This window comes from Curtobacterium sp. B18 (assembly GCF_000333375.1).
In the GTDB taxonomy this organism is placed as follows: Bacteria; Actinomycetota; Actinomycetes; order Actinomycetales; family Microbacteriaceae; genus Curtobacterium.
This window is the reverse complement of record NZ_BACZ01000499.1, coordinates 1-7,490: the sequence shown is the minus strand read 5'-3', so window position 1 is coordinate 7,490 and position 7,490 is coordinate 1. Positions and strand designations below refer to the sequence as shown.

At 70.4% G+C, this 7,490-nt stretch carries 8 protein-coding genes; 1 reads left to right on the top strand and 7 read right to left on the bottom strand.

Annotated features, from left to right (window positions below):
• Nucleotides 1-123: 123 nt before the first annotated feature.
• The 5 genes from I5E_RS25560 to I5E_RS13160 all read right to left on the bottom strand — a co-directional run bounded on the left by I5E_RS25560 (nucleotide 124) and on the right by I5E_RS13160 (nucleotide 4,558).
• A complete protein-coding gene (locus I5E_RS25560) occupies nucleotides 124-279 on the bottom strand; it encodes a hypothetical protein (protein WP_022907400.1) in 156 nt (51 codons plus the stop codon).
• Nucleotides 276-1,073: a carbohydrate ABC transporter permease gene (locus tag I5E_RS13175; protein WP_031262679.1), complete on the bottom strand. Its 798-nt coding sequence runs from the start codon at nucleotides 1,071-1,073 to the stop codon at nucleotides 276-278. The genes I5E_RS25560 and I5E_RS13175 overlap by 4 nt, the downstream gene beginning before the upstream one ends.
• A 112-nt stretch (nucleotides 1,074-1,185) precedes the next feature.
• The gene (locus I5E_RS13170; protein WP_022907398.1) at nucleotides 1,186-2,145 is read right to left on the bottom strand and encodes a carbohydrate ABC transporter permease; all 960 of its coding nucleotides are present in this window, start codon (nucleotides 2,143-2,145) and stop codon (nucleotides 1,186-1,188) included.
• Nucleotides 2,142-3,404 carry a sugar ABC transporter substrate-binding protein gene (locus I5E_RS13165; protein ID WP_022907397.1) on the bottom strand — a complete coding sequence of 421 codons (1,263 nt, stop codon included), beginning with the start codon at nucleotides 3,402-3,404 and terminating at the stop codon, nucleotides 2,142-2,144. The genes I5E_RS13170 and I5E_RS13165 overlap by 4 nt, the downstream gene beginning before the upstream one ends.
• A gap of 92 nt (nucleotides 3,405-3,496) precedes the next feature.
• The gene (locus tag I5E_RS13160) at nucleotides 3,497-4,558 is read right to left on the bottom strand and encodes a LacI family DNA-binding transcriptional regulator (RefSeq protein WP_022907396.1); all 1,062 of its coding nucleotides are present in this window, start codon (nucleotides 4,556-4,558) and stop codon (nucleotides 3,497-3,499) included.
• Nucleotides 4,559-4,814: 256 nt separating this feature from the next.
• On the opposite strand from I5E_RS13160, the gene I5E_RS13155 reads away from it, so the two are divergent.
• Complete coding sequence (locus I5E_RS13155) at nucleotides 4,815-6,011, top strand: FAD-binding domain-containing protein (RefSeq protein WP_022907395.1); 1,197 nt, start codon at nucleotides 4,815-4,817, stop codon at nucleotides 6,009-6,011.
• 19 nt (nucleotides 6,012-6,030) lie between these two features.
• Here the strand turns inward: I5E_RS13155 and I5E_RS13150 are convergent, their stop codons facing one another.
• Together I5E_RS13150 and I5E_RS13145 are read right to left on the bottom strand one after the other, a co-directional pair.
• Entirely contained in the window at nucleotides 6,031-6,600 is a 570-nt protein-coding gene (locus tag I5E_RS13150; protein WP_042723868.1) for a DUF2510 domain-containing protein, read from the bottom strand.
• 214 nt (nucleotides 6,601-6,814) lie between these two features.
• Nucleotides 6,815-7,490: glycoside hydrolase family 32 protein (locus tag I5E_RS13145; protein ID WP_022907393.1), on the bottom strand; the 676-nt coding region annotated here is incomplete at its 5' end.

The window sequence follows — 7,490 nt, the reverse complement described above, 5'->3', positions numbered from 1 at the left end:
GGGCAACCCTTCGTCGAGGACCGACCAGTCGAACAGCCCGGGGCCGAGGTGCACCTTCGCCCAGTCGACCCAGTAGTGGAGCGAGCTCGCGCCGAGCTCCCGAACGGTGTCGAGATCGGTCCGTCACGCGAGGTCGTGCCCGGTGAGGACGTGCTCGTCGAGCGGTGCCATCCCGAAGCGGGCCGGCGTGTACACGCACGTGTCCTCGATGCCGAGCGCCCAGGTGAACGATCCCGGAGCGAACGGCGTCCCGGAGGCTCCGGCCGCTGCCCCGGTCACTTCAGCCCCGATGTCGCCACGCCCGCGACGAAGTACTTCTGCGCGAAGAAGAACCCGAGGGCGATCGTGACGAGGGAGATCATGGCCCCGGCGAGCAGCACCGCGTGGTCGGTGACGTGCGCCCCTCCGAACAGGGTCAGGCCGGCCGGCAGCGTGAGCATGTCGTTCGAGGTGCTCACGACGAGCGGCCAGAGCAGGTCGTTCCAGAGCGCCATGCCGTTGAGCACGGCCACCGTCGCGATCGCCGGCTTCGCCAGGGGCAGGATCACCTGCCAGTAGATCCGCCAGTGGCCGGCCCCGTCGATCCGCGCCGCCTCGTCGAGCTCCGGCGGGATGTCGATGAAGAACTGCCGGAACAGGAAGATCCCGAACGCGCTCGTGGCCCGGGGGATGATGAGGCCCTGGTAGGTGTTCAGCCACCCGAGGTGGAACAGCTCGACGAACACCGGGATGAGCGTCACCTGGAACGGCACCATGAGCGTCGCGATGACGAGCACGAATGCGACGTTCCGCCCGACGAACCGCATCCGGGCGAGCGCGTAGGCGCACATCGAGTCGAACAGGAGCGTCAGCACGGTCGTCACGACGGTGAACACGAACGAGTTGAGCAGGAGCCGGAGGAACGGGAGCTGCTGCCACACCCCCTCGTAGCCGTGCAGCGTGATGCTCGTCGGGAAGAGCGAGGCGGGGTGGCCGAACAGATCGGCCTCGGACCGGAACGACCCGCTCACCATCCAGATGAACGGCACGAGCGCGAACACGAGTCCGATCCCGAGGTACACCCACTTGAGCACGGAGCCGGTGACGACGAGGCCACTCCAGCGGCCGTGTCGCCGCCGTCGGTGTTCGGTGGTGGGCCGGGAGGCACGGGGCGGCTCCGTCACGGACGGTCGCCGCGTCAACGCGTCAGTCGACATCGTCGTAGCGGAAGAGTCGGAGCTGCAGGAGCGAGATGAGCATGACGATCACGAAGAGGACCCAGGAGATCGCCGACGCGTACCCGGTCTGGTAGTTCACGAACCCGTCCCGGTAGAGCAGGTTCACGAGGGAGTCGGTGGCGAACACGGGGCCACCGCCGGTCATCACGTAGACGAGGTCGAACACCTGGAACGACTGGATCGTGAGGATCATCGACGTGAAGAGGAGGGTGGGGCGGATGCTCGGCAGGGTGATCCGCCAGACGGTCTGCCAGCGGTTCGCGCCGTCGAGCTCGGCGGCCTCGTAGCGCTCGGCCGGGACGCCCTTCAGCCCCGCGATGAAGAGGATCATCGCGAAGCCGATGCTCTTCCACACGGCCACGAAGATCACGGTCGGCAGCGCGAGCGAGGTGGACTGCAGCCAGGCGACGCTCGGCAGACCGACTAGCGCGGTGAGCCCGCCGACGAGGCCGATGTCCGGGTCGAGGAGGAACTTCCAGACCAGACCGATCGTGACGAGGGAGACGATCGTCGGGAAGAAGAACACCGAGCGGACGATCCGGTTCAGCAGGGTGTCCCGCTGCAGGAGCAGCGCCGCGACGAAGCCGAGCACCACCAGCAGCACGACGGACACGACCGTGTACTCGAGCGTGACCCGCAGCGCGTTCCAGAACTGGGGGTCGTGCGCCAGCTGGACGTAGTTCCCGAACCCGACGAACTGCTGCGAGACGGCGCCGACCGTCCAGTCGAAGAACGAGTAGTACAGCGAGCGCAGGATCGGGAAGAGGACGAAGACGCCGAGGATGAGCAGCGACGGGGCCATGAAGAGCCACGCCGGCTGGAAGCGGCGCGCTCGGCGACGGCCGGGGCGTGCCTCCTGGCCGTCGGGGGCGGCGGCCCCGTCACGCGTGCTGCGTGGCGGGGCCGCACCGACGAGTCGGTCGGTCACTTGCTGCAACCGGTCAGGCCGTCGATGGTCTGCGCGGCTTCCTTCGTCGCTTCGACGACGGAGGTGCCACGGGTGATCTTGCCGATCATCGGGACGTACGCATCGGAGTCCACCTTGGTGGCGTTCGTGACGTGCGGCAGGTACAGACGGGAGTCGGGGACCTGGCTGGCGAACACCGAGACGGTGGCGTCGGCCTTCAGGTCAGCGTCGTCGGAGAGGTCGGTGCGGAGCGGCGGGAAGCCGGTCTGCAGCGAGAACTTCTGCTGCGCCGTCTTCGAGGTCCAGTAGGCGAGGAACTCCTGGGCCTGCGTCGGGTACTTGGTCTTCGCCGAGATCGACAGCGGCGCGATCGAGCCGAGGGTCGTCGACTTGCCGTCGACGCCGACCGGCACCTTCACGATGCCGAGGTCGATGCCCGCCGACTTGTACCCGGGTGCTGCCCACGGCCCGTTGATCTCCATGGCGGCCTTGCCGGCGGAGAACAGCGAGTCGGCTTCGGCACCGGTGAGGCCGACCGGGCTGACCTTGTCCTTCGCGACGAGGTCACCCCACGTCGAGAGCCCCTGGCGCGAGGCGCTCGTCTGGACGGCACTGCAGCCCTTGCTCGTGACGATGTCGCCGCCCTCGAGCCACTGGAGCACCGGCCACATCTGGATGGTCTGGTTGTCGGCGAGCGCTATGCCGTACTTGCCACCGGTCGTCAGCTGCTTCGCGTCGGCGGCCATCTCCTGCACGGTCGTCGGCGGGTTCGCGATGCCGGCTGCCTCGAAGAGCTTCTTGTTGTAGTACAGGCTCAGCGTCGCGAAGTTCGCGGGGACCCCGTAGAGCTTGCCGTCGTAGGTGAACTCCTGCACGGTGCCGGGTGCGAACTCCGATGTGTTGATCTTGCCGTCACCGCTGCCCGTCATCGTGATCGGCAGCACCGAGTTCGTCTTCACGTACTGCGCGACGGCGTTCGGGTCGCTCGACACCGCGGCCACGTCCGGGCCCTGGCCGGTCAGCCAGGCCGAGGGCAGCTTCTGCTGGATGGTGTCCCACGGCTGCACGGTCATGTCGACCGTGATGTTCGGGTGCGACTTCTCGAAGTCCTTGACGATCGTGGCGTACCCGGGCCGGTCGCCGCCGGTGAAGCCGGTCCAGACCTTCAGGGTGACGGGGCCGTTGCTCGTCGCCGCGCCGCCGGCGGAACAGCCGGTGAGGACGAGGGCGAGGGCGGCGGCGCCGGAGACGACCGCGAGGGTCGTGCGTGCGTGCTTCATCGTGAACGCTCCTTTGCGTTGCAGGGGGTGCGCAGGTCGGTGTTCGGTGTCGATCGGTGCGCGGGAGGAAGGGGGACGGGGGAAGAACTCGGTCAGGTCGCGAGGCGCTCGGTGTCGTCGTCGCAGCCGCACGACCCGCGGAGGACGACCTCGACCGGCAACTCGGTGTGCCGTTCGGCGTCGTCGGCGGAGGTCCGGCGCGCGTCGACGAGGTCGAAGAGCCGCTCGGTGGCGATCCGGCCCATCTCCTCTGCCGGGACGCGGACCGTCGTGATCCCCGGAGTCGTGACGCGGGCGAGCCCGAAGTCGTCGAAGCCGACGACGGAGACGTCCTCGGGCACCCGGACGCCGGCTCGACGGAGGACCCGGAGACCCCCGACCGCCATGTCGTCGTTCGCGAAGACGATGCCGTCGGGCAGCTCCTCCGGCGCGCCGGCGAGCATCCGGTCGACCGCAGCGGCACCGGATGCCTCGGAGAGGTCCCCCTCGATGACGGACACCTCGGCGAGTCCGTGTGTGTTCGCCGCGCGGAGGAACCCCTCGCGGCGGTCCAGTCCGGTCTGGTGGTCGAGGGTGCCGGTGACGTGGAGCAGCCGGCGGCGCCCGTGGACGGTGACCAGGTGGTCGACGAGCTGCTCGGTCGCCGCGACGTCGTCGATCCCGACCGACACCGCGCGGGCGAGGTGCGGGTAGTTGCCGATCAGGACGACCGGCAGGCCGCTGGCGACCAGGGCCTGCACGTGGTCGTCGTCGATCGCGGCACTCGTGACGATCGCGCCGTCGGCGGTCCGGGAGCGCATCACCCGCTCGTACGCGACGCCTCCGGAGGTCGTGTCGGCGTTCGTCGAGACGATGACCTGCGCGTCGTGCGCGTTCGCCGCGGTCGACATCCCGGTGAGGACGTGCATGAAGTAGAGGTGACCGAACACGTGGGTCGAGGAGTTCGGGACGATGAGGGCGACGGCGTCGGCGCGCTGGCTGCGGAGCGCACGCCCGGCCGAGCTCGGGACGTAGCCCAGTTCGTCGGCCGCCTGTCGCACCGCCGCGCGGGTGCGCTCACTGATGCGCTCGTGGCCGGCGAGGGCCATGCTCGCAGCTGCCGAGGTGACGCCGACCTTGGCGGCGACGTCCTTCAGGGTCACGGACTTCGGCACGGCGCCTCCCTGGGATGCTTTATCGATTAACTGCCCTCATCATGCACCCGCTTAATCGATGAAGCAAGGACTGTCCGGAAAGTACTGTGGGCCGGCTCCGCCGTCCCGGGCGGGAGGCACGTGGCGGGCCCGCACCGCGCCTCCCGACCGGATCGGGTCGCGCCGGCGACCCTCGACCGCGCCGGGCTGCCCGCTCGCGTCGATCGGGTACAACGGCACTCGGCTCGCACGCCGACGCCGCGCGCAGGATGGCGCGGTGTTCATCCCCACGCGAGCCGCCGGCCTCGACGCACTCCACGAGTTCGTCCCGCGAGCCGGCGCGGACTACCGACGCGACCGCAACCACGATCTCGGACCGGCGCGGACGAACGTGTCCGGACTCTCTCCGTACATCCGGCACCGGCTGGTGCCCGAGCAGGAGGTCGTCGACGCCGTCCTCGACCGACACAGCCTGCACGCCGCCGAGAAGTTCGTGCAGGAGGTGTTCTGGCGGACCTACTGGAAGGGGTGGCTCGAGCAGCGTCCCGAGGTGTGGCGCCGGTACCGGACCGACGTGCGGGATCTGCTCGGCGGCGACCTGCCGGACGGCTACGAGGACGCGGTCGCGGGTCGGACGGGGATCGACGCGATGGACGCCTGGGTGCGGGAGCTCGTCGACACCGGGTACCTGCACAACCACGTCCGGATGTGGTTCGCGAGCATCTGGGTGTTCACGCTCGGGCTGCCGTGGCAGCTCGGCGCCGACTTCTTCCTCCGGCACCTCCTCGACGGGGACGCGGCGTCGAACACGCTCTCGTGGCGGTGGGTCGCCGGGCTGCAGACGCGTGGGAAGACCTACCTCGCGACGGCGGACAACATCGCGCGGTACACGGACGGACGGTTCTCGCCGACGGGGCTCGCCACGCGTGCCGTCGCGCTCGACGAGGACCCCTTCCCGCCGGCGGCGCCGATCCCGGACGACGACGACCCGGCCGCGATCGGTCCGCGCTCGGGTCTGCTGCTGCACGACGAGGACCTCGAGCCGGTCTCGTTGCTCGCTCCGCTCGGGGGCGCGGTCCCGGCACTCGCCGCGACCGCGGTCGTCGGGGCCGCCGCTGCCCGGTCGCCCGCGGGGGCGTCGACGCTCGTCGAGGAGTTCACGGCCGGTGCCCTCGACGACGCGGCGTCGCGGGCGCTCGACGCCGACGGGCGAGCGGCCGAGGTGCTCGACCCGTCCGACGTGGCCGCTGTCGTCGACTGGGCGACCTCGGAGCGGCTCGACACCGTCGTGGTGCCGTACGCCCCCGTGGGGCCGGCGCAGGAGCGCTTGGATGCCCTGCGGTCGGCACTCGCCGAGACGGACACGGGGCTGGTGACCGTGCGGCGTCCGTGGGACAGCCGAGCGTGGCCGTTCGCGTCGCGCGGCTTCTTCCCGTTCAAGGAGCGCATCCCGGGGCTCGTGCGCGGGCGGTAGCCGACGGGTCCGGCGGTGGCTACGGCAGCATCTGCTGGAAGGTCACGACGGCACGGCCGATCCCGACGACGAAGCCGAGCACGGTGACGGCGATGGCCACCCAGAGCGGCCACATCCCTCGCCCTGGTGCCACCTTGCGGACCACGACGTACCGGCCGATGACGTAGACGACCGGCGACAGGAACGCCCACGGCCACGGGAACGGGCGGACCACACCGCGTCGGCGGAGCACGCGGTGGTCGAGGAACGCGAGCACGACGTTCGCGGCGTACAGGAGCACGCTGAACCCCTGCAGCGCGAAGTACCCGGCCGTGTAGATCGATCGCGGGTCGACCGTCCGGACGCCCGGTCCGACGACCTCGTACCGGATATGCGGCTGGTACAGGAACGAGATCGGCAGCGCGAGGAGCGGGAGCAGCGCGAGGACCCAGACGAAGACGGTGTCGGTCGGCACGCGGTCGGCGAGGCGCGGGCGCGGCATCTGTGCCCGCGGCGGGCCGACCTGCGCGGTCCACCCGGTGCCGTCCCACCACCGACTGCCGTGCTCCCCCGAGGGGTCGGGGTACCAGCCAGGGGGCGTCGTGGACATCGGTGCTCCTCGAGGGTCGTCGGGAGCGGACCGCCCCCGCGTCCGACCGTAGGGCAGCACGGCGCGGTCTGCTCCGATCCGGAGCTGACGAACCGTTCAGGAACGGTGTCACGCCCCCGACGGTGCGTGCCTGCGCTGATGGTCCGCCACCACGACGGACGGGAGGCGCGGTGCCGGTTGGCACCGCGCCTGGCGTCCCTGTGTGGTCGCGACGTCACCCCCAGATGGACCGCAGGGTCCAGGCCGTCAGGTCGTCCACCCGGGCGGCGCCACCCGTGGCGAAGGCGCTGACGCCGGTGCTGGTCGGGTCCGGGAAGACCTGGTCGGTGAGGACGACCTGCCCGTCGTCCGCGAACACCTCGATCGAGGACGCGTCGACCAGGATGCGGAGGTCCAGGCCGCCGCGGGTCAACGGCAGGGGTGCTTCGCTGCGCGAGGGGAAGGCGCTGCTGAACCCGACGTTCCCCGAGTGGGTCCGGTCGATGAAGACCTTCCCCGTCGTCGTGTCGTACCCGACCTGCGTGGACTGTCCGGCGCCGGTCCGCACGGCGAGCCCGAAGGTCTTCGCCGATCCTCGGGTGAGGTGGGCCCGCAGGTCGAGCGTCTCGCCCCGCACGGGGAGCACCGTCGTCGTGTTCGCGACCGGGACGTTCCGCGCCCGGACGGGACGACCGGAGTGCAGCCGGTCGATGCCGTCCACGGGTTGCTCGACGATGCGGACCTTCCCGTCGACGGTCCGCAGTGACAGGGAGCGTGGGAACGTCTCGGCGCCCTGCCACGGTGTGGTGGGCACGTTGGAGGCGTAGGCCCAGTTGTTCATCCACGCGATCGCGATGCGTTGACCGCCCGGGGCGTTCTCCCACGTGTTCTCCGCGTAGAAGTCCGCGCCG

Coding starts and splice junctions, on each gene's coding strand:
- I5E_RS13165 (WP_022907397.1), bottom strand. CDS start 3,404: ATGAAGCACGCACGCACGACCCTCGCGGTCGTCTCCGGCGCCGCCGCC.
- I5E_RS13150 (WP_042723868.1), bottom strand. CDS start 6,600: ATGTCCACGACGCCCCCTGGCTGGTACCCCGACCCCTCGGGGGAGCAC.